Here is a 26,884-nt window from a genome sequence, read left to right as displayed (position 1 = left end):
CCACTTATTAATCGAAAAAGGTAAGCAGAATATTGGTCAAACTCATGATCATCCACATCGGTAGAAGTCAGCGAAACAACCATGTGGCTGTCAGATATACAAGGACGATACCTTGAGAAAGAAGAGGTGGATACCTGATGTTTTTTCATCCGATGGACTTTATTGTCCTAATCGCTTTCGGCTTATCGCTTTGGGCACAGTTTAAGGTAAAGGGGAACTTCAAGAAGTGGTCTGAAGTTCACGCGTCTTCTGGCATGACGGGTGAGCAGGCGGCTCGCGAGTTGTTGAACCGCCAAGGGTTGACCAGCGTACCGGTCGAACTTGTGCCGGGAACGCTGTCCGACCACTATGACCCGATCCAGCGAGTCGTCCGGTTGTCGGAGCCGGTTTACTACGGAACTTCGATCTCAGCGCTATCGGTTGCTTGTCATGAGGTGGGGCATGCGATTCAGCACAAAGTGTCCTATCCGATGCTGGTCACCAGACATCGTCTGTTTCCGATCACCAACCTTGCCTCAGGAGTGGCACCGTTTCTCCTGCTCGGAGGCTTTTTCTTTCACGCGACGAGCTTGATTGGGCTGGGCATCCTGTTCTTCTCGGTTGCCGTTGCGTTCCAACTGATCACGCTTCCCGTCGAGTTCAATGCGAGCGCAAGGGCGAAGGCGCTGATGGTGTCAGAAGGATTCATTCGCCAAGACGAAGAGCAGGGTGTGAACAAAGTGCTTGGCGCGGCGGCGCTCACCTATGTAGCGGCCGCCTTGATGGCGCTGTTTGAGCTGATCAAATATGTGCTGATCTTTTTCCAATCGAACGATGAGGATTGATCGGAACGTGAATCGCTGTTTCTGATCGCATACTCTTATCGACCGTTTGCAAGTGATCGGATGATCTCGGAGGGCAATCGGTCTTTTTATGCAGCAACGACAGTTGGAGAGCGAGTCTAACTAATCGGCGATTTAGACAATTTCGAGAGGAAAACGGTCACTTTTTTTGGCGATATAAAAAAGCACAAGCCGTGGACACGATGACCACAATGCGCTACAATAAAAATTGGTTGTCTTTGAAAGTGGTGAGTGATGATGGAGAGAATAACTAGGGATCACGATAAAATGATGGGCTTTGACCGAAATTCGGTCAGAGCCCTTTTTAGTTTCCCTAGGGAAATAAAGTAGGGAAGGGGAAACATGATGAATAAAGAAACGATCGCAGCTTGGCTCAGTATCGTGAGCAACTTCTTGCTTACACTGCTCAAAATCATAGTGGGGTTCCTCTTCAACAGTCAGGTGCTCATCGCGGATGGCATTCATAATGCGGGTGATTTTATCGCGTCCGTCTCGGCGTTTGTCGCGATGCGAATTTCGAAAAAACCGGCGGACGACGATCATCCATACGGTCATGGCAAAGCGGAGGTGATCGCCGCCGTGCTGGTCGCTGGAATCATGGCGGTAGCAGCGCTCTGGATCGGATACAAATCGGTTGAAACTCTGTTTGAGCCGGCTCCGGAAGCGCACCTGATCGCCCTGATCGCGGCAGTGATCTCCTATATCTGGAAGCATTGGCTCTACATCTACACGATGCGCGAGGGCAAGAAGATCAACAGCAAGGGCCTGATCGCCACAGCTTACGACCATCTGGCAGATGTGTATGCGTCGCTTGCCGCAGTTGTCGGGATCGGCGCCGCGATCTTGGGGAAACATTACGACATTCCGTATACCGAATATGGGGATCCGCTCGCCGGAATCGTCGTCGCGATCCTGGTGATGAAATTGGCGGTCAACATGGGCAAGGAATCGTTCGATACGCTGATGGAGAAGAATCTGCCGCAGGAAAAGCTGGATGAATACAGCCTGCTGATCTCGACGGTCGACGGGGTGGAGCGAATCGACCGCTTGCGGGCGCGCGAGCATGGTCATTATATTTTGGTCGACGTTCGAGTCGGCATCTTAGGCAGCCTTAGCGTGCAAGAGGGTCATGACATCTCCCGCCAGATCAAGCACAAGATCATGGAGACAGATGAGAATGTCCATGAGGTTTTGGTTCACGTGAACCCCTGGTATGAGGATGAAAAAAAGAACTAGCGTCGAGCTGAAAAGCTGATCGATCTCGCGCTGGCCCACCTGCTTCACGAATTTTGACAAAAGCAATCTGAAATCTGCTCGAAAAAAATCAACATCTAAAGCAATCGCCACCCGTTCGCCGGGTCGGTCGGTTGCTTTTTTGTCTTCTGAAACCCTAAAATATAAATAATGGACTTTCATTTAACAGATAAGATTTCGAGAGGCGGAGATCGAGATGGCAGTATTGTATGCGTTTCCAGTTTCGTTTTCACAGCAGAGGATTTGGGTGGCCGATCAGGTCGTGCCAGGAAGTTCTGCCTATCATATGCCCGCTGTGCTATCGATCGCAGGAGAACTGCATCTGGATGCGCTGAAACGGGCACTTTCGGAGATTGTCGACCGGCATGAAGTGCTGCGCACCTCGTTTGGTTTGCTCGACGGCGACCTGATGCAAAAGGTGCATGTCGAGCAGAAGCAGGAACTGGTGGTGATCGATGTACAGGACGTGCCGGAAGCGGAGCGTAGAGAGCATGCGCAGCGCTTGGTCACCGAAGAGCTTGAGCGAACGTTCGATCTGAAGCAGGGCCCGCTGGTGCGCACGACGCTGATCACGCTTGACGAACAGGAGCACCTGCTGGTGATCGTCATGCATCACATCGTGGCGGACGGCTGGTCGACCGGAATTTTAATCAAAGAGCTTTCGGTGCTCTATACAGTTTTTGCAGCGGGGGAGGAGGAGTCTCCATTGCCTCCGCTGGCCGTTCAATATGCAGATTATTCGCAATGGCAACAGGATGATTGGCAGTCGGGGGTGTGGGAGGAACAGCTGTCCTATTGGCGGGAGCGACTGTCGGGCGAACTGCCGCAGCTGCTGTTGCCGACAGACCGCCCGCGCCCGCAACAGCTCACCGATCGCGGGGACACGGTGATCGCCCAGCTGTCGAAATCGCTGACCGAACGCCTGAAGGAGACGGGCCGCCACGCGCAGGCGACCCTGTTTATGACGTTGCTCGCCGCCTATCAGGTCCTGTTGCATCGCTATTCGGGACAGGATGATGTGCTGGTCGGAACGCCGATCGCAGGGCGCAATCAGGAGGATGTGCAAGAGCTGATCGGCTTTTTCCTGAACAATCTGGTATTGCGCACCGATCTGAGCGGCGATCCCTCGTTTGTGAAGCTGCTCGCACAGGTCAGGCAGACGGCGCTCGAAGCGTATCAGCATGCAGAAGTGCCGTTCGAACTGCTGGTCAAGGAGTTGCAGCCGAACCGAAATCTGAACGTGTCCCCGCTGTTTCAGACGTTGCTCGTGCTGAACGATCCGCTGGAGAAGTTTGAGATGCCAGGGCTTGCGATGCGCATGGTCGAGCAGGAGATACGGTCTGTCAAATATGATCTGTCGCTTGAGGCGATCGAAGAGCAGGAGGGGCTTGTCCTGATCTGGCGGTACAAGACCGACCTGTTCGATCGAACGACGATCGAGCGGCTCACCGCCAACTTTGAAGTGCTGCTCGAAGGAATTGTGGCCGAGCCAGAGATGGTGATCTCCAAACTTCCGCTGTTGACCGAATGGGAGCGGCAGCAGGTGGTCGAAGTTTGGAATGAAACGGAGCGATCGTACCCGGATCAAACGTTGCACCAGCTGTTTGAAGCGCAGGTGGAGCGGACGCCCGATCGGGTGGCGGTGCTGTTTGAAGGGGAGCAGGTGACCTATCGCGAGTTTAATGAGCGGGCGAACCGGGTAGCGTCGCGCTTGCTCAAGCTGGGCGTGCGCCCGAACACGTTTGTCGGCGTGTCGATGGAGCGCTCGATCGACATGCTGGTCGCCGTGTACGGTGTGGTCAAAGCGGGCGGCGCCTATGTGCCGATCGATCCGACCAACCCGCTGGAGCGGGTGGCCTATATGCTTCAGGATGCGCAGGTGGGCGTGCTGCTGACCCAAGCGCATCTGCTCGACAGGCTGCCTGCGACCGAGGCGCAGGTGATCGTTTTGGATCGGGAAGATTTTTCGGCGGAGAGCGCCGACAATCCGCTAGTGCCGATGACGACAGATCATCTCGCCTACATGATCTATACGTCCGGTTCGACCGGGCAGCCGAAAGGGGCGATGCTCCCACACAAGGCGATCGTCAACCAGATCCTCTGGCGACAACATACGTATCGGCTCACCGAGTCGGATCGCATCTTGCAAAAGACGCCCGTCTCGTTTGACGCCTCGGTCTGGGAGCTGTTCTGGGCGCTCTTTGTCGGTGCGAGCATCGTCATGGCGCGCTCAGAAGGTCACAAGGACAGCGCCTATCTGCGCGATGTGATCATCGAGCAGCGCGTGACCACCCTGCACTTTGTCCCTTCGATGCTCCAGATCTTTGCGGAGCAAAAAGGGATCGAAGACTGCACGTCGCTCCGGCGCATCCTCTGCGGCGGGGAAGCGCTGCCGACCGATCTGACCGCGCGCATCTTCAGCCGCCTGCCGCATGTGGAGGTTCACAACCTGTACGGCCCGACGGAGGCGGCGGTCGACGTCACCTACTGGGTCTGTGAACGGGAGAGCGTTGGCGCGACCGTGCCGGTGGGACGCCACATCGACAATACGAAGCTGTACGTGCTGGACAAGCACCTGCAGCCTTTGCCGTTCGGAGCGGCGGGCGAGTTGCACATCGGCGGTGTGCAGCTGTCATACGGATATCACAATCGCAAGGAATTGACGGAAGAGAAGTTCATCCCCAATCCGTTTGGTGAAGGCAAGCTGTACAAATCGGGCGATCTGTTGCGCCTAATGCCAAACGGCGTGTTCGAATATCTGGGCCGTCTCGATCATCAGGTGAAAGTTCGCGGCTTCCGCGTCGAGCTCGGCGAGATCGAAGCGTTGCTCACTCAGTATCCGGGCGTGACGGAGGCGGTGGTCATGCCGAAGGAGAATGCGCTCGCCGCTTATGTGGTCGGCGATGAGAGGCTGAGTGCACAAGACTTGCGCCGCGATCTGCAGGGGAAGTTGCCGAGCTATATGGTGCCGAGCAGCTTTGCCTTTCTTTCGCGCTTGCCGCTGACGCCAAACGGCAAAGCGGATCGCCGAGCGCTGCAGAAGCTGGAAACGAAAAGCGCAGTCTCTGACGATTCCTATGTGCCGCCGCAGAGTGAGTTGGAAAAGGGGATCGCCGCGATCTGGCAAGAGGTGCTCGCCGTCGAGCGGGTGGGGTTGCATGACAACTTCTTTGAACTGGGCGGCCACTCGCTTGCGCTGATGCATGTTCACCGCCGGCTGCAGGAAGCGTATCCGTTTGAGACGAGCGTTGTCGAGCTGTTTCAATATCCGACGATCAGCCAGCTGGCCGCTCATTTTCACGAGGTGGGCACACGTCGGGAAGAGAGCAGACCACAGCTGAGCGCAGTGCGCCGTGACGCGCAGGATCGCACAGAGGGGGACATCGCCGTCATCAGCATGGCAGGCCGCTTTCCGGGGGCGGAAGATGTGGATGCGTTTTGGCGCAACCTGCAGGCGGGCGTGGAGTCGATCAGACAGTTCTCCGATGAAGAGCTGTTGGAGCTGGGACATGATCCGGATGTGCTCGCACAGCCCAACTTTGTCAAGGCGGCCGGCATGCTCGACGACATCGAATGGTTTGATGCTGACTTTTTTGGAATCAATCCGCGCGAGGCGGAAGTGATGGACCCGCAGCATCGCATCTTTTTGGAAACCGCGTGGCAGGCGCTGGAAGGAGCCGGATACGATACGGAGCGATACGAAGGGGAGATCTCCATCTTCGCGGGGGCGGGGTTGAGCCGCTATCTGCTGCTCAACCTGGTGCCCAATCGGCACCTCTCCGCTTCGGTCGGCGAGCACACGGTGCTGATCGGCAACGGGTCGGATCATATGGTCGCCCGCGCTGCGTACAAGCTCGATTTGAAGGGCATGAGCCACGGCGTTTCGGCCACCTGTTCGACCGGGATGGTGGCGATCCATCTCGCCTGCCGCAGTCTGCGCAACGGCGACTGCGATATGGCGCTGGCCGGCGGCGTCGGCATCGGGGTGCCGCAGAAGAACGGCTATTTTCATGTGGAGGGCGGCATCGCGTCACCAGATGGTCACTGTCGCGCCTTTGATGAGGAGGCGCAGGGCACCGTCCCCGGCAGCGGGATCGGAATCGTCGTGCTCAAGCGGCTGGAGGATGCGCTGGCGGACGGCGACCACATCCTGGCGGTGGTCAAAGGTTCGGCAGTCAACAACGACGGTTCGGGAAAGGTCGGGTACACCGCACCGAGCGTCGAAGGGCAGAAGAAGGTGATCTTAAAAGCGCTGGAGCGCGCTCAGGTGGAGCCGGAGACGATCGCCTATGTCGAGGCGCACGGCACCGCCACGCCGCTCGGCGACCCGATCGAGCTGACCGCGTTGAGTCAGGCGTTTCGCACGCATTCGTCGGCAGAGCGCTTTTGTGCGATCGGCTCGGTGAAGAGCAACATCGGCCATCTCGATGCGGCTGCGGGCGCGGCAGGATTTATCAAGACGGTGCTCGCGCTGCACCATCAGCAGCTGCCGCCGAGCTTGCATTTTAAAACGCCCAATCGAAAGATCGACTGGCAGCGCTCCCCCTTCTACGTCAATACGGAGCTGAAGGAGTGGAATCGGGGCGCCATTCCCCGGCGAGCTGGCGTGTCCTCCTTCGGACTCGGGGGCATCAACGCGCATGCGATCCTTGAAGAGGCGCCGCTCCAAGCGGCAACGCCCTCTCGTCGATCGGCGCAGTTGCTGTTGATCTCGGCGAAGACGGAGACGGCGCTCGCGGCTGCCACCGCGCGGCTGAAAGCGCATTTGGCACAGCGCACCGAACAGGAGCTGGCCGATGTTGCCTATACGTTGCAGATCGGCCGTCGCGAGTTTCCGCACCGTCGCGCGCTGGTCGTAAGCGACAGGAGCGATGCGATCGAGGTGCTCGATGCGCGTCATCCGCGCCGCCTCCTGCAAGGGTATGTCGATGCGGATGATCATCGTTCGCGCCCCGTCGCATTCCTGTTCAGCGGGACGGGAGACCACTATCTGGAGATGGGGTCTGAGCTGTACAAGACCGAACCGATCTTCCAAGCGCAGGTCGACAGCTGCTGTGAGCTGTTGCGACCGCATCTCGGTGTGGATTTGCGCGACATTCTGTTCGAACATGTCACCGCAGAGCGGGGGGCTGATTCGGCAGAGGGCTCAGCATCCGCACAAGGTGTGACCGAGAAGGAAGGCAAAGGCTCGTCGGGCGCTGCGTTCGATCTGCGCCAGATGCTGCGCCGTGACCGCGAGACCAATCCTCGCGCAGAAAAGCTCGCTCGCACCGAATATGCGCACCCTGCGCTGTTTGTGATCGAGTATGCGCTTAGCAAGCTTTTGCTGGAATGGGGCATCGCGCCACAGGCGATGATCGGCTATTCGTTGGGCGAGTATGTGGCAGCTTGCGTCGCAGGCGTCTTTTCGCTGGAGGATGCGCTGGCGCTCGTCGCCAAGCGGGCTCAACTGATCGAACAGCTCCCGCGCGGTGCGATGCTCGCCGTGCCGATCAGCGAGGCGTCGCTGCGCCCGCTGCTGTCCGATCGCCTGGCGATTTCGACTGTCAACACGGCCAATCATTGTGTCGTCTCAGGCGAGCAGGAGGCGGTTGCCGAATTGGAGCAGAGCCTGCTCGCACAGGGCATCGCCTGCCTGCCTGTGCGATCGTCCCACGCCTTCCACTCGCAGATGATGGAGCCGATCGCAGAACAGTTTGCGGAGCTGGTCAAAAGCTTTGCGCCGAAAGCGCCGCAGATTCCGTTCGTCTCCAACGTGACGGGCACTTGGATCACAGCGGAACAGGCGACAGATCCAAACTACTGGACGCGCCACCTTTGTGAAACGGTTCAGTTTGCCAGCGGGTTACAGGCGCTGTGTGAAAATCCAGATCTGCTTTTGCTCGAAGTCGGCCCAGGTCAGACGCTGACCAGCTTTGCTTTGCAATCGCAGGCTGACCGTGTCGCCTTGCCAACTTTGCGCCCATTTTATGAACAGCGTGGCGATCTGCAGTTTTTGTTCAGCGCGATCGGACAGCTTTGGCTCGCGGGGGCTGCGGTCGACTGGCAGGGTTTGCACCGTCAGGAAAAGCGACTTCGCGTGCCCCTGCCCACCTATCCGTTCGAACGCAAGCGCTATTGGATCGAAGCGAAGCAACCGCATCTGTCCCAGCCTGTCACCTCCGAACAATCTGATTCGAACGGCGCGGGAGGCAAGCTGCAAGCGGGACATCAGCGACCGCGCTTGTCCACGCAGTTTGTCGCGCCGACCACCGAGCAGGAACGGGCGATCGTCAGCATCTTCGAGGAGCTGCTCGGCATCGATCAGGTCGGAATCTATGATAGCTTCTTCCAGCTTGGCGGCAACTCTTTGATGGGCACACAGCTGATCTCCCGCCTGCGCGGTGCGTTCGGCGTGAACTTGCCCCTGCGCGTCATCTTCGAAGCGGAGACGGCAGCCGAACTTGGCAAACAGGTCGCACGAGAGAGCGCCCAACAGCAGGAGCAGCGCATCGCACGCCGACCTGGATCGACGAGTCCGCTCTCCTTCTCGCAAGAGCGCATCTGGATCATGGAGCGATTGGCTCCCGATCAGGCGGTCTACAACATTCCGGCAGCTGTTGAGCTGAGCGGGCCGCTCGATCTGGACATTTTGGCGAAAAGTCTGAACGAAGTGGTCGCCCGGCATGAGGTGTTGCGCTCCACGATCCACTCCGGGGAGGGCGAGCCGATCGTCCAATACGAATCGGTGCGGACGCTCGCACTCGATCTGGTCGACTACAGCCAGCTATCTGACGTCGAGCGGAGCAGGGAGGCAAGTCTGCTTGCAGACTCGTTGGCGAAGCGGCCGTTCGATCTGGAGTCAGATCCGCTCCTGCGGGCAACCGCGATCCGCTTTACAGCCGAGGAGCATCTGCTGGTGCTGGTCATCCACCATCTCGTCGCCGACGGTTGGTCGCTCGGCGTGCTGATCGAGGAGCTGGCGACGCTCTACACCGCCTTCGCCGAAGGAGAGCGATCGCCGCTGCCAGCACTGCCGATACAATATGGTGATTACGCCGATTGGCAAAAGTCGGAGCGGGGGCAGGCGCAGCTCGATCTGCAGCTGGCCTATTGGAAGCAGCAGTTGGGCGGGGTGGTAGAACCGCTCGCGTTGCCGACCGATCGACCGCGACCGGCCGTTCAGACCTTCCAGGGTGCACGGAAGCGATTTGACTTGTCTGCCGGGCTCACCGATCGCTTGAAGCGGCTGGGCGAGCAGGAGGGCGCCACGCTCTTCATGACGCTGTTGAGCGCTTACCAAACACTGCTCGCTCGCTATTCGGGGCAAGCGGACATTCTTGTCGGATCGCCGATCGCCGGACGGGGGCTTCGCGAGACGGAAGGGTTGATCGGGGCGTTTGTCAACACGCTGGTGATCAGAAGCACGCTGCAGGAAGGCATGACGTTCCGCGACCTGTTGCATCAGGTGCGCCAAACGTCGCTCGACGCTTTTGCCCATCAAGACTTGCCGTTTGAGCGGTTGGTCGCCGAGCTGCAGCCAGATCGCGACATGAGCCATTCGCCGCTGTTTCAAACGATGTTCAACCTGTTGAACGCTCCGCTTCGGCTGACGATGCCAGGCGACTTGAGCTTGCAGACGAGAGAGTTGCATTCGGGCACAGCCAAGTATGATCTCATCCTCCAGATGACCGAACGGGAGGGCGCTCTGATCGGGGAGTGGGAGTACAACACCGACCTTTTCGACGAGCAGACGATCGCGCGGATCAATGATCATTTCAGGATCTTGCTCGAAAGCATCGTCGAGCAGCCAGATCAGCTTTGGCAGGACATTCAGCTCCTCGACCCCGCTGAGCGGAAATTGCTGCTCGAAGGCTGGAACAGCACGCAGGCAGCGCTTCGTGAGGACGCATGTCTGCACCATCTGTTCGAGGAGCAGGCGGAGCGACGGTCCGATGAGACGGCGATCGTCTTCGAGGATCGGGAGCTGACCTTTGGCGAGCTGAACAGCCGTGCCAACGACCTCGCCAGCCAGTTGCAACAGCGAGGAGTTCGACCGGACGATCTGGTCGGCATCTACATGGGGCGCTCGCTCGAACTGATCATCTCTTTGCTTGCGGTGCACAAGGCAGGCGGTGCCTACCTGCCGCTCGATCCGGCCTATCCGCAAGATCGGCTCGCGCTGATGGTGCAAGATGCGAAACCGAAAGCGATCCTGACCCGAGCTGCGATCGAACAGGACTGGCCGTCCCTCGACATTCCTGTGTTGTACGTGGATGCTGAGCGGTTGGATGATCAGCATCCCAATCTGGTGAGCGATGTTCAGCCGCACCATCTCGCCTACATGATCTACACGTCCGGCTCGACCGGGCTTCCCAAAGGCGTGATGGTCGAGCATCGAAACGCGGTCAACCTGCTCACAGGTCTGGACCTTAGCGTTGGATGCACGCCGGATGACAGCTTGCTCGCCGTCGGATCGATCAGCTTCGACGTGTCGATCATCGAGCTGTTTTGGACGCTGACGAGAGGGGCGAAAGTCGTGCTGCTCTCCGAAGCGGAGATCGTCGAAGCGGCGGTCAGCACGAGCCCCTACTCGTTCTGTGCGCAGCTGCAGCAGCATCGTGTGACGATGATGTTCGGCACACCGCTGTTCTTGGCGATGCTCGCATCGAGCGCTGAAGGGCTCGCCAGCTTGGGGAGATTGGAAAAAGTGATGACAGGAGGCGAGGCGCTGCCCCCAGCGCTGGCCGCTCTCCTCTTGCAGAGCACGTCCGCTCGCCTGTTCAACCTCTACGGGCCGACCGAAACGACCGTCTGCGCCACCAGCTATGAGGTGACCGAGGTGGGCGAGGGATCGATTCCGCTCGGCCGCCCGATGGCCAACTGCGAACTGTACATCCTCGATTCGCATCTGCAGCCGGTTCCGGTCGGGGTGGTCGGTGAACTGCACATCGGCGGAAAAGGGGTCAGCAGAGGGTATCGGGGCCGCCAAGAGCTGAACGAATCGCGCTTTCTGGACAATCCGTTCAGCGAGGGGAGGTTGTACAAGACGGGCGACCTCGCCGCCTATCTGCCAGACGGATCGGTCAAATATGGGGGGCGCATCGACGATCAGCTCAAAGTGCGCGGATTCAGGATCGAGCCGGGTGAGATCGAATCGAGGTTGACGCAACATGAACAGATCCGCGAGGCGATCATCATCACCAGAGAGGATGCGCTGATCGCCTATGTGGTGGCGGAAGGGGATGCGCTGCCAGATTCGTCCGAACTGCAGAGCTTCTTGCGTGTGACGTTGCCGCCCTACATGGTGCCAGGTCAGTTTATCGGTCTGCCGCAACTGCCGCTTCAGCCGAACGGCAAGGTCGACCGCCGGGCGTTGCCCGCGCCAGCAGCTTCTGATGAGCGCATGGAGCACGTCGACCCGCGCACGCCGATCGAAGCGCGGCTGGTCGAAATCTGGTCAGAAATGTTGCGCAGGGAGACGATCTCCGTCCACGACAACTTCTTCCACATCGGCGGGCATTCGCTGTTGGCGACGCAGCTGGTCGTGCGCGTTCAAAAGGAGTTTCAGGTTGAATTGCCGTTGCGCGACATGTTCGAAAAAACGACGGTCGCCGAGCTGGCCGCCCTGATCGAAGCGGCAGCGACGAGCGATCAACCGACGATACAGCGCCAAGAACGGGTGCGCGCAGGCAGGAGAAAGTAGGGAAGCCCGCCTGACTGCTGCTGTGGTGACGCGATCTGCCTGCGAAGTTTGCAGTTAGAATGTGAAGTTTGCAGCTAGAAAAAGTGACGTTTCTTCAAGAATATGTGGCAAGGTGAGGAGGCAATCGACCGCTCCCCGGTGAGCGGTCGGTTGTTTTTTCGCTGTCCGCAATATCTTTTTAACGCATGAGCGCGAGCGCTCCCCTATTTTTCGCTCTTGTCGAGTCGAGGGGCTAAATCATTCCTGCTCATGTCTAACTTTTCGGCAGATAAGATGCTGATTTTTATCAAACCGTTCAGATTTCCAAGTGACCATATCGAATTGTAGGGAATATATGGAGGGTGATCGGACGAAGGGATCTTCAGCGGTCTTGTACAGCAGGCCAAGCTGGAAAAGCTTGCAGCTTTCAACGCCTGCCGTGACTGGGTTCGCGTTGAATCTGCCGATCTGAATTGCTGATGAGCAACTTCTCTGGACAGGACGAAGTGCGGAAGGAGGTTCAGCGATGATCGGCGCGAGAAGAGGTTGATTTTAGATTGTCGGATTCGTAGTAAAAATATAAAATGAAATCATATCTGTTGAAAAGCAAAAAATTAGAACACATTTCAGGATGTTATTTGAACTGATGAAGGGAAGAGGGATGAAATGGCAGACGTATACGTTTTTCCTGTATCGTTCTCCCAGCAGCGGCTGTGGTTTTTGGATAGGTTAATGCCCGGAAGCTCGGCATATCACATATCGGCAGCGCTCAAGATGGAAGGGGAGGTACAGGTGGAGGCGCTGAAGCGAGCGCTCGCGGAGATTGTGAACCGCCATGAATCGCTTCGCACCACCTTTGGGATGCAGGATGGACAACCTGTGCAAAAGATCTGCTCGGAGCGCGAGCATGAGCTGGTGGTGGTGGAGTTGCATCTGCTGCCAGAAGCGACTCGCCAAGCGGAAGCAGATCGGCTGGTGGCAGAGGAAGCGGTGCGACCGTTCGATCTGGAGGAAGGCCCGCTCTTGCGCTCTACTTTGCTGAAGCTTTCTGAGCGCGAACATCTGCTGTTGATCACGATGCATCATATCATTTCGGACGGTTGGTCGATCGCCCTCTTGATCAATGAGCTGTCAGCGCTCTACGGAGCATACGTTCAAGGTCAGCCTTCACCGCTTCCCGAACTGGAATTTCAATATGCGGACTTTTCGCAGTGGCAACATGAGGCGATGCAAGAGGAGTTTCTGGAGGAAGAGCTGTCCTATTGGCGGGAGAAGTTGGCGGGGGATCTCGCGGTGCTCCAGCTGCCGACCGATCGCCCACGATCCGCGCAATTGACCGACAGCGGATCACTTTTGAAAACGAAGATCTCCAAACGGCTGACCGAGCAGCTGAAAGAGACGGGGCGCCAGGAGCGAGCCACTCTGTTCATGACGCTGCTCGCCGCCTATCAGGTGCTGTTGCATCGCTATTCTGGACAGACGGACGTGCTGGTCGGATCGCCGATCGCCGGGCGCTATCTAGAAGAGGTGGAAAGCCTGATCGGCTTTTTTGTGAACAATCTGGTGTTTCGGGCCGATCTGGCTGACAACCCCACGTTTTCACAGTTTTTGCAACAGGTTCGACAGACGGCGCTCGACGCCTATTCGCATCAAAAAATTCCCTTCGAGATGCTGGTCAAAGAACTGCAGCCGGAGCGGAATGTCAATGTGACCCCGCTGTTTCAGACGATGTTTGCGCTGAACACTCCGCTCGCCGAGTTTGATATGCTCGGGCTTTCGATGACCTTTCAAGAGCGGGAGAGCAAAGCGGCCAAATTCGATCTGCTCTTGGAGATCGCCGAAGAGGATGAGGGGCTCGTCTGTCTGTGGGAGTATAAATCTGACCTGTTCGATCGGGAGACGATCGAGCGGATGGCAGACAACTTTGAGGTGCTGTTGCAGGCGATCGCAACAGACTCTAGCGCCAACATCTCCGCACTTCCCCTGCTGACCGAAAAAGAAAAGCTGCAGGTGATCGAGGGCTGGAACCAGACCGATCAGGAATATCCGCTCCACACCTTGCTGCACGAGCTGTTTGAGCAACAGGTCGCCAAAACGCCCGATCAGATCGCCGTCCGCTATGAAGGGGAGACGCTGACCTATCGGGAGTTGAACGAGCGCGCCAACCGGCTGGCAGCCGCCCTGATCAAGCAGGGCGTGGAGCCGGATCGCTTTGTCGGCGTCTGCATGGAGCGCTCGCTCGAACTGATCGTCTCGCTCTATGCGGTGCTCAAGGCGGGCGGTGCCTATGTGCCGATCGACCCGACGCTCCCCGCTGAGCGCGTGTCCTTCCTGTTGGAAGATGCGCAGGTGGGCGTGCTGTTGACCCAGCAGGCGATTCTTTCCGAACTCGCCGTGCAGGGGGCGAAGGTGATCTGTGTGGACACAGAGGATTTCTCACAGGAAAGCGCGGAGAATCCGCAAGTTGCGATCAGCTCCGACCATCTCGCCTACATGATCTATACGTCAGGCTCGACCGGGCTGCCAAAGGGCGCGATGATCCCGCACAAGGGCATCGTCAACCGGCTGATCTGGATGCAGGAGGAATATCGGCTGACCGAGCGCGACATCGTGTTGCAAAAGACGCCGATGTCGTTCGACGTATCCGTCTGGGAATTTTTCTGGCCGCTGCTCTTCGGGGCGGGCATGGTTTTGGCGCGTCCGGAAGGGCATAAAGATGCGGCCTACCTGCGCGATCTGATCATTGAGCAAGGGGTCACCACCCTGCACTTTGTTCCCTCGATGTTTCAGATCTTCGTCGAAGAAAAAGGGGTGGAGCGCTGCCAGTCGCTGCTTCGCGTCTTCTGCAGCGGCGAAGCGTTGCCGCTGGAACTGCAAAAGAGATGCTATGCGCGTCTGCCGCACGTCGAACTGCACAACCTCTACGGACCGACCGAAGCTTCGATCGATGTGACCTACTGGGCTTGTGAGCGTGATAGCGACCGCTTGACCGTTCCGATCGGTCGTCCGATCGCCAACACAAAGCTCTATGTCCTCGATGCGGAGTTGCAGCCGGTGCCGATCGGGGTGGCGGGCGAACTGCACATCGGCGGTGTGGGACTTGCGCGCGGCTATCACAATCGCCCAGAGCTTTCGGCGGAGAAGTTTATCGAGAACCCGTTTGCGGCAGGCAGGCTGTACAAGACGGGCGACCTTGTGCGCCTCATGCCGGACGGTGTGATCGAATACTTAGGGAGACTCGACCATCAGGTGAAAATTCGCGGCTTCCGCATCGAGCTCGGCGAGATCGAAGCGCTGCTCGGGCAACATGAGGGCGTTCGCGAAGCGGTGGTGATGCCGAAAGCGGATCGCCTGATCGCCTTTGTGGTCGGGGATGAGCGGGCGACGGCAAAAGTGCTGCGGCCGTTCCTGCAAGAAAAATTGCCGAGCTACATGGTGCCGAACACGTTCACTTTCCTGCCGGAGCTGCCGATCACGCCAAATGGCAAGGCGGACCGCAAAGCGCTGTTGGCGCTCGATTCGAGCGCGGCAGAACAAAAGGAATACCTACCGCCGCAAAGCGAGTTGGAACGCGCGATCGCCTCCGTCTGGCAAGAGGTGCTCAACATCGAGAAGGTCGGACTGCATGACAATTTCTTCGATCTGGGCGGCCACTCGATCGCGCTGATGCAAGTGCATCGCAAGCTGCAAGAGCAGTTCGATTTTGAGATCACAGTCGTGCAGATGTTCCAATATCCGACGGTCAGCCAGCTGTCTGACGCGCTGAGCAGTCAAAGTGTGGCAGGCGGTGAGGACAAGCTCGTCCGCGCCAAGCTGCGCAAGGCAGCGAGGGGCAATGACCGAACGGACATCGCGGTCATCGGAATGGCGGGACGCTTTCCTGGCGCGCAAGATGTGGATCAATTTTGGCAAAACCTGCGCGAAGGGGTGGAGTCGATCACCCATTTCACCGAGGAGGAGCTGTTGGCAGAAGGGCACGATCTGCAGATGCTCCAAGCGCCCAACTATGTAAAAGCGGCAGGTGTGCTGGAAGATATCGAATGGTTTGACGCCGACTTTTTTGGCATCAATCCGCGCGAGGCGGAGATCATGGACCCGCAGCACCGCATCTTCTTGGAGACGGCATGGCAGGCGCTGGAGCGGGCCGGATATGATTCGGAGTCGTATGAGGGAGCGATCTCCGTCTTCGCCGGCACGGGGCTCAGCCACTATCTCCTGTTCAACTTGGTGCCCAACCGCGACATTCTCGCTTCGATGGGGCAGCTGCCGATTCTGATCGGCAACGGCACCGATCATCTGGCGGCGCGCATCGCGTACAAGCTCAACCTCAAAGGGGCGAGCCTCGGCGTCTCGACCGCTTGTTCGACCGCTTTGGTTTCGATCCATCTCGCCTGCCAAAGCTTGCAAAACGGAGAGTGCGAGATGGCGCTCGCAGGCGGTGTCTCCGTCGCGGTGCCGCAAAAGAACGGCTATTTTTACGTCGAGGGCGGCATCTCTTCACCCGATGGGCATTGTCGCACATTCGATGCGGATGCGGAGGGCACAGTGCCGGGGAGCGGAACCGGCGTGGTCGTGCTCAAACGGCTTGAGGACGCGCTGCGCGATGGTGATCACATCATGGCGGTGGTCAAAGGCTCGGCGGTCAACAACGACGGTTCACAAAAAGTCGGCTATACCGCTCCGAGCGTCGAAGGGCAATCGGCGGTGATCAGCGAGGCGCTGGAGATGGCAGACGTCCATCCAGAGACGGTGTCCTACGTGGAAGCGCACGGCACCGCAACGCCGCTCGGCGATCCGATCGAGCTCACCGCGCTGACCCAAGCGTACCGCGCGCGCACGACCGCGACGAACTACTGTGCGATCGGCTCGGTCAAATCGAACATCGGACATCTGGACGCCGCAGCAGGTGCAGCCGGTTTTATGAAAGCGGTGCTCTCGCTCTACCATGAGCAGTTGCCGCCCAGCTTGCACTTCCAAGCGCCCAATCCGAAGATCGATTGGCAATCCTCTCCCTTCTTTGTCAACAGCAGGTTGACCGAGTGGGGCAGAGGCGAGGAGCCGCGCCGCGCAGGCGTCTCTTCCTTCGGCCTCGGCGGCAACAACGCGCACGTGGTGCTCGAAGAAGCTCCGCTGCAGACGAGCAGCGCATCAGCCCGTCCTGCTCAATTGCTCCTGTTGTCAGCCAAGACAGAAGGGGCGCTCGCAGCGGCGACGTCCCAACTGAAAGATCATCTGCGCCTGCATCCTGAGCAATCGCTGGCAGATATCGCCTACACGCTGCAGGTCGGTCGCCGTCCGTTCGAACATCGCCGCGCGCTGATCGTATCGGATCGAGAAGATGCGGTGCAAGCGCTGGAGGAGATGCACCCGCGCCGCATCCTGCAAGGGTATCGTTCGGAAAAAGGGCCACGCCCTGTCGCCTTCCTGTTCGCCGGCACGGGCGACCACTATGTGCAGATGGCGTCTGAGCTGTATCGGACGGAGCCGACATTCCAAAAGCATGTGGATCACTGCTTCAAATGGTTGCAGACCCACATGGAGATCGACTTGCGCAGCATTTTATATCCGGCTGCTGAACAGGAACCGCAAGATCGAGCGGAGCAAGCGTTCGACCTGCGGAAGATGCTGCGGCGAGATGGGGCGACCGACTCGCGAACCGACCTGCTCTCCCGCACCGAATATGCTCATCCGGCGCTGTTTGTGATCGAATATGCGGTGACGCAGCTCCTGCTGGAATGGGGAGTCCGCCCGCAATCGCTGATCGGTTATTCGCTTGGCGAGTATGTGGCAGCCTGCGTTGCCGGAGTCTTTTCGCTGGAGGATGCGCTTGCGCTCGTCGCCAAGCGCGCCCAGATGATCCAAGAGCTTCCACAGGGGGCGATGCTCGCCGTGCCGATGGGCGAGGAGTCGATTCGTCCGCTGCTCGATGCGCGACTGTCTGTTGCGACGGTCAACACCGCGTCGCAGTGCGTCGTTTCGGGCGCGCCAGATGCGGTGGCAGAGTTGGAGCGCACGTTGCTGGAACAAGGTGTCGCCTGCCTGCGCGTGCAGTCGTCTCACGCCTTCCACTCGCAGATGATGGAGCCGATCGCCGAGCGATTTGAGCAACTGGTCAGAAGCTATCGCCCGCAAGCGCCGCACACGCCGTTCCTCTCCAACGTCACCGGCACGTGGATCACCGCTGAAGAGGCGACCGACCCGAGCTACTGGGCGCGACACCTCTGCCAGACCGTTCGTTTTGCCGAAGGGGTGCGCGAGCTGTGTGCAGATCCTGAGCTGGTGCTGGTCGAGATCGGCCCCGGTCAGACGCTGAGCGGGTACGCACTGCAACAGCAGGCGAACCGGATCGTCGTGCCGACCGTGCGCCCTTCCTACGAGAAGCGCAGCGACACCCAATTTTTACAAGCTGCTATCGCCGGGCTCTGGCTGGCAGGTGTATCGCTGAACTGGCAGGGCATGTATCAGCATGAGCAGCGCCTGCGGGTGCCGTTGCCGACCTATCCGTTTGAGCGGAAGCGATACTGGATCGAAGCGAAGCAGTTGCCGATGAAATCTCCGGCAGCCGAGCTGCCTGTGCTTGCGCAGGAACCGGGGAATCGCTCGGTCGGTCATCTGCGCCCGAACTTGCAGAACTCGTTTGTCGAGCCGACAAACGACAACGAGCGGGTGATCGTCGGGCTGTTCCAAGACCTGCTCGGCATTCAAGGCGTCGGCATTCATGACAGCTTCTTCCAGCTGGGTGGCAACTCCCTGCTCGGTACGCAGCTGATCTCTCGCCTGCGCAGCTCCTTTGCGATCGAACTGCCGCTCAGCGCGCTGTTTGAGTCGGAGACGGCAGCCGAGCTGGCCAGCTTTATCGCGAGCAAAGCGCCGCAGAGCGCAGATCCAGCTGGTGAGCAAGAGCGGCAGCTTCCGCGCCGCAACGACGAAGTGGTGCCGCTCACGTTCGCCCAAGAGCGGATCTGGGTGATGGAGCAGTTGGAGCCAGGCGGTGCCGCCTACAACATCCCGATCGCTGTCGAGCTTACAGGCAAGCTCGATCTGGACGTGTTGGCAAAGAGCGTGAACGAGGTGATCGCCCGCCACGAAGCGCTGCGCACCACCTATCGATTGGTGGGGGGCAGGCCGGTCGTCCAATTTGCGGCTGAGCTCACCATTTCCCTGGAGCTGGCAGACATCTCACACCTGAGCGAAAGCGAGCAAGAAGCGGAAGCGAAAGGCATCGCGACGATCGAGGCGCGCCGGCCGTTCGACTTGGAGCGTGGGCCGCTGCTTCGGGCGACGGCGATTCGCTTCAACGAGGATGTGCACCAGCTCGTCCTGATCATTCACCATATCATCGCTGACGGCTGGTCGCTCGGCGTGATGATCGGGGAGATCGCCGAGTTTTACGCCGCACAGGTTGAAGAAAGGCGCTCGACGCTTGCGGAGCTCCCGATTCAATATGGGGACTTCGCTTGCTGGCAACGCTCTTTGGAGCATCAGGCCGCGCTGGACGAACATCTGAACTATTGGAGAGCGCAGTTGGGCGGCTCGCTGGAGCCGCTGGCGCTGCCGACCGATCGCCCGCGCCCGGTCAACCAGACATACAATGGGGCGACCGAGACGTTTCTGCTGTCCAACCGCTTGACCGAAGCGCTGCATAGCCTGAGCGCGCAAGAGGGAGCGACGCTGTACATGACGCTGGTCAGCGCCTTCCAAGCGTTGCTCGCTCGCTACACCGGACAGACTGACATCCTCGTAGGCTCCCCGATCGCCAACCGCAACCGTCGTGAGGTTGAACCGCTGATCGGCGTGTTCATCAACACATTGGTGCTGCGGAGCGAAGTGACAGGTGAGCAGAACTTCCGTCAGCTGCTTCAGCAGGTGAAGCGAACGACGCTCGATGCGTTCGCTCATCAGGATGTCCCGTTTGAAAAATTGGTCGAGGAGCTGCAACCGGAGCGGAACACCGCTTACTCGCCGCTGTTCCAAGCGATGTTCAACATGCTGAACGCTCCGATGTCGCTCTCGTTGCCAGGGCTTGCTCTGCAGGCGAAAGAGCTCGATTCTGGCACGGCCAAGTTTGACATCACCCTGCAGATGCGCGAGACGGAAAGAGGGCTGTATGGGGAGTGGGAATACAACACCGACCTTTTTGATGCGTCGACGATCACGCGGATGATCGCACACTTCGAAACGCTGCTGTGGGGTATCGTGGAACAGCCGGAACAACCGATCTGCACACTGCCGTTGCTTGGCGAAGCGGAGCGGCAGCAGATGTTGATCGAATGGAATCGGACGGGAGATGCAGACCGGGAAGAGCTCTGCATCCACCAGCTGTTTGAGCGACAGGTGGAGCGCACGCCCGATCGGACTGCTGTGATCTTTGAAGAGCAGCAGATGACCTTCCGCGAGCTGAACGACCGTGCCAACCGCTTGGCGGTGCAATTGCAAACGTTTGGGATCGGCCCAGATCAGCCTGTCGGGATCTACATGGAGCGATCGCTGGAAATGATGGTCGCGCTGCTGGCGGCGCTGAAGGCGGGAGGCTGCTACCTGCCGCTCGATCCGAGCTATCCGTCAGATCGCGTCGCCTTCATGGTGGAGGATGCGAGTCCCAAAGTCATCCTGACCCAGCCGGCTTTGCAAGATCGACTGCCGACCGATGGCGCTCGCGTGCTGTGCGTGACGGGAGATGAGCCTGGGGAAACGCTGCCTAACCTGACGACTGCTGTCATGCCGGAGCATGCGGCGTACATCATCTACACATCAGGTTCGACGGGCAAGCCAAAAGGCGTTTTGGTCGAGCATCGCAACGCCTTCCACTTTTTCACCGGGATGGATGGAGCGATCGGCTGTGAGCAGTCTGACACGATGCTCGCCGTCACCTCGATCGGGTTTGACATCTCCGTGCTCGAACTGTTCTGGACGCTCTCGCGGGGCGCGTCGGTCGTCCTGATGTCCGAACAGGAAGTGCTGGAGGTAGGGGTGAGCTATAGCGATCACTCCCTGCGCAATCAAGCGAGGCGCCATCGTGCGACGATGTTGCAGTGCACCCCTTCGCTGATGGGGATGATCACTGCCAACGAAGCAGGATTCTCCATGCTGGAAGGCGTTCAGAAAATTTTGCTCGGCGGCGAAGCGATGCCGCTTGCGCTGGCGCAACAGATCAAGCAGCACACCTCCGCTCGTCTGTTCAACATGTACGGTCCGACCGAAGCGACCGTCTGGGCGACCGTCTACGAGGTGACAGACTTGGGCGGCGTCAGCGCGATCCCGCTCGGCAGACCGATCGATTCTTACTCGCTCTACATCTTGGATCAGCACCTGCAGCCCGTTCCGATCGGAGTGGCCGGAGAGCTGCACATCGGTGGCGCAGGTGTCACCCGCGGCTATCTGGGCCGACCGGAGCTGACGGAGGAGCGCTTTATCGCCAATCCGTTTGGCGAAGGCAGGCTGTACAAGACGGGTGACCTCGCCTGTTATCTCGGCGACAGTTCGGTAAAATTCCTCGGCCGTCTCGATCATCAGGTCAAAGTGCGGGGACATCGCATCGAGCTCGGCGAGATCGAGACGCGGTTGTCAGCGCATGAGGAGATTCGAGAAGCGGTCGTCGTCGCCCGCGACAACATGCTCGTCGCCTATGCGGTGAGCGCAGGAGCTGATCTGCCGGAGGCGACCGAGCTGCGCGATTATCTGCGGGAGCATCTGCCCGATTACATGGTGCCCTCCGCCTTTGTGCAGCTTGACGCCATGCCGCTCACCCCGAACGGCAAAATCGATCGCAAGGCGCTGCCGACACCTGAGGGGATTGGGCAAGCGCAACAGCAGAACTACGTACCGCCGTCCACTCCGCTCGAACTGGCGCTGACCACGATCTGGAGCGACGTGCTGCGCGTGGAAAAAGTGGGGGTACACGACAATTTCTTCACGCTGGGCGGACATTCGCTGCTGGCGACGCAGCTGGTCTCCCGCTTGGTATCCGATCTGAAACTGAACATCGCGCTGCGCGACGTGTTCAACCGACCGACTATCCGCGAGCTGGCAGCTGCGGTTGCGGAGAGAAGCGGCGCGGCAGAATCGGCAGGAACGCCGATCGAGCCGGGCTCGCGCGAACGGGAGCGGCTCGCCTCCTACTCGCAGGAACGCCTCTGGTTCCTCGAACAGCTCGATCCAGGCAACGTTGCGCACAACGTGCCGGAGATCATGCGCATCATCGGCCCGCTCGACCTCCAAGCGGTCGAGCGAAGCCTGCAGACGATGTTCGAGCGTCACGACATCCTGCGCACCACCTTTGCCGATCGCGATGGTCAGGCGATGCAGGTGGTCGAACCGACAGAGTCGTTCCGCTACGAGCTCGATGTGATCGATCTGACGCATCTGCCGAGCGAGGAGCGCGAGGCGCAGGCGACGCTGATCACCGAAGCGGTCACCAACAAGCCGTTCGATCTCAGCTCGGAGTTGCTGATGCGATTGAAGGTGGTCAAGATCGACGAGGATCACTATATTGCCACACCGGTATTCCACCACATCATCACCGATGCGTGGTCGATGGGCGTCTTCTTCTACGAGCTGCAGATGCACTATGAGGCGTATGCGACAGGAGCAGAGCCGACGCTTCCGGCGATGGAGATCCAATTCTCCGATTACGCGGTCTGGCAACGTGAATGGTTGGCTGGGGACAGCTTGACCGAACAGCTCGACTATTGGGTGGACAAGCTGCAAGGGGATCTGCCCGTCTTGCAACTTCCGACCGATCGCCCGCGGCAGGCGGTTCGCTCGCACAAGGGCAGTCGCTTCGCCCTGCACCTGCCGATCGCGCTGTCGAAGCGGGTTCATGCGCTCTGCCAGCGAGAGGGCACCACGCTGTACATGACCTTGTTGGCAGCTTACAAAACGCTGCTGCACCTGTATTCTGGTCAATCGGACATCTTGGTCGGCTCCCCGATCGCCAACCGTCAGCGCAAAGAGATCGAGGAGTTGATCGGCTTCTTCGTCAACACGCTGGTGTTGCGCACCGATGGCATCGACTCGAAAATGACCTTCCACGATCTGTTGCACAAGGTGCGCCAGACGGCGCTTGACGCCTATGCACATCAGGACGTGCCGTTCGAAAAACTGGTCGAAAAGGTCGCACCGAAGCGCAGCTTGAGCCACACTCCGCTGTTCCAGACGATGTTCACGCTGCAGCAAAACACGCCGCGTGCCGGCCAAGACTTCCAACCGAACGTCGGCATGCAACTGCCGGGGATGTCGATGGAGGCGGCTGGGATGAAGCTCACCCGCCTCGGCGTGAAGAAAAATTCGGCACAGTTCGACCTGCAGTTCGTCATGGCGGACAGTGCGGAAGGCATCAGAGGGGAGATCGAATACAACACCGATCTGTTCGATCGGTCGACGATCGTTCGCATGGCGGAGCACTTCCAGACCTTGCTCGAACACATTGTCGAAGCGCCGAATGCGCAGCTCGCCCATCTGCACCCGTTTGCAGAGGATGAGGCGAAGCGCCTGTTCGCCAAGCGCCAGATTCAACTTCCGGCAGAGGAGGAGCGATCGTCGATCAAGCCGGTCTTTCTCGCGCCGCGCACTCCGCTGGAAGCGGAGTTGGCCGAAATCTTTACCTCCGTCTTCGGTTTTGCCTCGATCGGGGTTCACGATAACTTTTTCGATCTCGGCGGGCACTCGCTCTTAGCAACGCGGGCGATGTCGCGGATCAATCAGGCGTTTTCTGTCCGGTTGCCGCTGCGGAGCCTGTTCGAATCGCCGACGATCGCCGAGCTGGCAGAGCTGATCATGGCAGGGGAGCAAGATGAGCACACACCGCATGTGCCACCCGTCTTCCCGGTGTCGCGCGAACAGAGCTTGCCGCTGTCGTTCGCACAGGAGCGCTTATGGTTCCTCGATCAGTTCGATCCGGGATCTGCCGCCTACAACATCGCAGTCTCGCTGCGCCTGAAAGGGACGCTCGATCGCGAGGCGTTGGTGTCGAGCTTCCAAGAGATCGTGCGGCGCCACGAGTCGCTGCGCACTACGTTTGACCGTGCTAACGGCCAGCCGCAACAGATCATCCACCATCAGCATGAGCTTGAGCTGACGTTGCACGACTTGCAGGAGTTGCCAGAGCACGCTCGCGAAGAGCAGGTGCGAGCGCTGGCGATCCGCGAAGCGGGGCGGCCGTTCGACCTGTCCTACGGCCCGCTGGTGCGCGCGACCTTGCTGCGCTGCCGTCCTGATGAGCATCTGCTGGTGCTTGCGATGCACCATATCGTCACTGACGAATGGTCGATGGGGATCTTGGTCGACGAGATGGTCGAGCTGTACAGCGGGTACGCCGCAGGCGCGTTGCCCAATCTGCCGGAGCTTCCCGTTCAATATGCGGACTACTCCGCGTGGCAGAGAAATTGGTTGCAAGGGGAAGTGTTGCAAAGCCAATTGCAGTACTGGAAGCAAAAGCTGAGCGGCGAGCTGCCGCAGATCCAACTGCCGACCGACTATCTGCGCCCTGCTGTTCCGAACAACCGCGGAGCCAGCCAGCCGTTTGCGATCGAGCCTGTGCTCGCCGCGAAGCTGAACGCGCTGAGCAGTGCAGAAGGCGCGACGCTGTACATGACGCTCCTGTCCGCCTTCAACCTCCTGCTCCATCGCTACAGCGGTCAGGAGGACATCCTGATCGGCTCGCCGATCGCAGGGCGGATGCGCGAAGAGCTGGAAGGGATGATCGGCCTGTTCGTCAACACGCTGGTGTTGCGCACCGATCTGTCGGGCGCGCCGACATTCCGCGAACTGCTGGCTCGCGTGCGACAGACGGCGCTCGAAGCTTACGCGCATCAAGAGGTGCCGTTTGAGAAGCTGGTCGAAGAGCTGCAACCGGATCGCAACTTGAACCAGTCGCCGCTGTTCCAGGTGATGTTTGCCCTGCAAAACGCACCGAAAGGGAAGCTGGACGTGCAGGGCTTGACGCTGACGCCAGAGCCGCTCGACAGCGGGACGGCCAAGTTTGACCTCACCTTGACGGTGGTCGAGGATGGGGAGCGCCTGCAGGCAGAGCTTGAGTACAACACCGACCTGTTCGCAGCGGAGACGGTCGAGCGGATGGCTGGACATTTTGTCACGCTGTTGCAAGCGATCGTCGAGCGCCCGCAAGCGCAACTGTTCGACCTGCGCCTGCTGACCGAGTCTGAGGAGCGGCAACTGCTGCAGGAGTGGGCGGATGCCAAAGCGCCGTCTGCAGAGGTGAAGTGCTTCCATCAGCTCTTCGAAGCGCAAGCGGAGCGTACGCCAGATGCGGAAGCGCTGGTCTATGGAGAAGAGCGCTTGACCTATCGTCAGCTGAACGAGAGGGCGAACCAGTTGGCGCACTATCTGCAGAAGCAAGGTGTGGTGCCAGAGTCGCTCGTCGCGCTGTGCTTGGGACGAAGCGAGGAGATGATCGTCGCGGTGCTCGGGGTGCTCAAGGCGGGCGGAGCGTACGTGCCGATCGACCCGGAGTATCCGAGCGAGCGCATCGCGACGATGCTCGGCGTCTGCAGTCCGCAACTGATGCTGACCGATCAGGAGCTGGAGGTGCAAACGTCAGCTCGCATCCTGTCGATCGACGAGGTCAGACGCGAGCGGGCGGCAGAGCCGACCACCAACCCGAACAGCGGGGTCGAGCCGCATCATCTGGCCTACATCATCTTCACCTCCGGCACGACCGGCGTGCCCAAAGGCGTCATGATCCAACATGACACGCTGTACAGCGTCAGCATGAGCTGGAGAGGGATGTACGGCATGGATGCGTACCCGGTGCGAACTGTGCAGATCGCCTCGCTTTCCTTCGACGTCTTTGTCGCCGACATCATCTTCTCCCTCTTCACCGGAGGGGCGCTGGTGATCTGTCCGACGGAGACGAGGCTGGATCTGAACGGGCTGTATCGCTTGCTGCAAGCGGAGCGAATCGATCTGCTCAACGCCACGCCAGGTCTGGTCGTGCCGCTGATGGATCACATCTGGCAAAACGGGTGGCCGCTCGATCACCTCAAACTGCTGATGGTCGGCGCGGACGCGTTTGCCAGCACCGACTGTGTGACGCTGCTTGAGCGCTATGGGTCGCAGCTGCGGATCGTCAACTGCTACGGCATCACCGAGACGACGATCGATTCGAGCAACTTTGAAGCGATCCCAGGGGAGTACGACCCGCGCCTGTCGGGCACGGTGCCGATCGGGCGTCCGATGTCGAACACGCGGATGTACATCTTGGATGCGCAGCTGAACCCACAGCCGATCGGCATCGTCGGCGAACTGTACATCGGCGGCTTCGGAGTGGGTCGAGGCTATTACAATCGCCCCGATCTGACGGCGGAGCGCTTCGTGGACAATCCGTTCGTGCCAGGCGAGCGGATGTACAAGGCGGGCGACCTCGCGCGCTGGCTCGTGGATGGAACGGTGCAGTATTTAGGGCGCATCGACCATCAGGTCAAACTGCGCGGCTTCCGCGTGGAGCTGAGCGAGATCGAAGCGGTGCTCAACGAACATCCGGCCGTTGAGAAGTCGGTGTTGAACGTGTGGGAGGACGAGCTTGTCGCCTACTACATCGGCGAGGAGAGCAGAGCGGAGCTGTTGCACAGCTATCTGAAAGAGCGCTTGCCTGGCTACATGGTGCCTGTGCACTACATGTGGCTTGAGCAACTGCCGCTCTCTCCGAATGGCAAAATCGATCGCCGCGCACTGCCTGAGCCTGCTGGTGGAAGGGCGGAGCGAGAGTATGTCGCCCCGCGCACCGAGACGGAAGAGCGGCTGGCGACGATCTGGTCGGAGCTGTTGCATCGAGAGGAGATTTCGATCTACGACAACTTCTTCCAACTCGGCGGACATTCGCTCTTGGCGACCCAGCTGATCTCTCGCGTGCAGATCGAGTTTGAAGTGGATCTGCCGCTGCGCGATCTGTTTGAGAAGACGACGATCGCCGAACTGGCCGCAGCGATCGAGGTGGCAGAAAAGATCGAGGCTCCGCTGATTCAACGCCGTGAACGGACCGGCACCAAAAACAAGCGCTAGGCAAAATAATTAAATAGTAAACGCCGTTTCCTGCATCTGTGCAAGAGGCGCTCTTTCTAAAAGAGCGGCCTCTTGCTTTTTTGTGGCGCACACTTGCGATTTTGCG

The 26,884-nt window shown here is 59.3% G+C and carries 4 protein-coding genes; all 4 read left to right on the top strand.

What is annotated here, in order from left to right; translation table 11 throughout:
• Positions 1-137: 137 nt before the first annotated feature.
• The 4 genes from ACFSOY_RS04175 (at position 138) to ACFSOY_RS04160 (ending at position 26,778) form a co-directional block, all read left to right on the top strand.
• A complete protein-coding gene (locus ACFSOY_RS04175; protein WP_386044265.1) occupies positions 138-824 on the top strand; it encodes a zinc metallopeptidase in 687 nt (228 codons plus the stop codon).
• 360 nt (positions 825-1,184) lie between these two features.
• Positions 1,185-2,078, top strand: a complete 894-nt coding sequence (locus tag ACFSOY_RS04170) for a cation diffusion facilitator family transporter (protein WP_386044264.1) — start codon at positions 1,185-1,187, stop codon at positions 2,076-2,078.
• Between the two features lie 214 nt (positions 2,079-2,292).
• Entirely contained in the window at positions 2,293-11,781 is a 9,489-nt protein-coding gene (locus ACFSOY_RS04165) for an amino acid adenylation domain-containing protein (RefSeq protein WP_386044263.1), read from the top strand.
• Between the two features lie 645 nt (positions 11,782-12,426).
• Entirely contained in the window at positions 12,427-26,778 is a 14,352-nt protein-coding gene (locus tag ACFSOY_RS04160) for an amino acid adenylation domain-containing protein (RefSeq protein WP_386044262.1), read from the top strand.
• Positions 26,779-26,884 lie beyond the last annotated feature (106 nt).

It is taken from the genome of Tumebacillus lipolyticus, assembly GCF_042682745.1.
GTDB classification, from domain to species: domain Bacteria; phylum Bacillota; class Bacilli; order Tumebacillales; family Tumebacillaceae; genus Tumebacillus_A; species Tumebacillus_A lipolyticus.
Note: the sequence above shows the minus strand (reverse complement) of the source record. Positions and strands in the feature narration are given on the sequence as shown.